This window comes from Oleiphilus sp. HI0125, assembly GCF_001635355.1.
Window position 1 is genome coordinate 1 of sequence record NZ_LWGF01001493.1, and the last position, 970, is coordinate 970.

Sequence of the window (970 nt, forward strand, 5' to 3'; positions counted from 1 at the left end):
AGTACGCTTTGCGAAGAAGCGCAAATTCTAGGTTTTGAGATTGCACTGCGTATCGATAATCAAGACAGCATTTTACCCAACAAAGAAGACGTGAAATGGAGTAGGGTAGCCTTGAGGCTGCCTTAGATTTTCACTTGGTCAAGACGAAAAAAGCGCCGATTGGCGCTTTCTAATTGAGAATAGCTATTACCTTAGAATAGATATTTAGCCGTTAAGCTAGCATAGCGTTCAGGTCCTTTAAAGCTTGACGCGCCAAGATCTTGGTCCGACACACCAACAACATACTCTTTATCAGTTAAGTTGGATACGTTCAATTGAAGATCCACGTCAGCAAAACGGTAGCCAAGCATAGCGTCATATAGGGTATATCCTGCTGTTTCATAGATATTGGTGTCACTCACTGTGTTACCAATATAGCGAGCTCCAATACCTGCTCGGAAGCCATTTAATGCGCCGCCGCTAGGAATATACGAGATCCATGTATTTGCCATCTCATCTGCGACACTCGGTACTTTTAGTTTGCTAGCACCTGTCTGCTTTTGCTCAGTATCCAAATAGGTATAAGAGCTTTGGATATGGATGTCTTCAATTTGATGCTGAACAGAAAGCTCAGCGCCTTCGTACGAAGCGTCGATGACTTTGAAGTTCGCAGGATCTGTATCGGTGACGCGGTTGTCTTCATCAATTTGGAATATTGCAGCTGTCACTAAGGTGTTGCTGTCAGAAGATAAGAACTTCACACCAATTTCATGTTGACTACCTTCGTTTGGATCAACAAGGTTGCCATTCTGGTCAGCATCATTGGGAGTAAAAGATTCAGCATAGCTGTAGTAAGGGCTGATACCGTTTTCGAATTGATACATTAATGCAAAATCAGTATTAACGTCTTCTAAGGTATCGCTATAGCTCGTTGAGTCTGCAGCACCATAGATGCCAACACGATCGAAGCTTTGTTTGACGCGATCATATC

Annotated in this window: 1 protein-coding gene; it reads right to left on the bottom strand. The window is 43.0% G+C overall.

The annotated features are described in order from the left end of the window. Positions 1–191 precede the first annotated feature (191 nt). On the bottom strand, positions 192–970 hold a 779-nt coding region (locus A3762_RS25135), incomplete at its 5' end, for a TonB-dependent siderophore receptor (protein ID WP_156493747.1).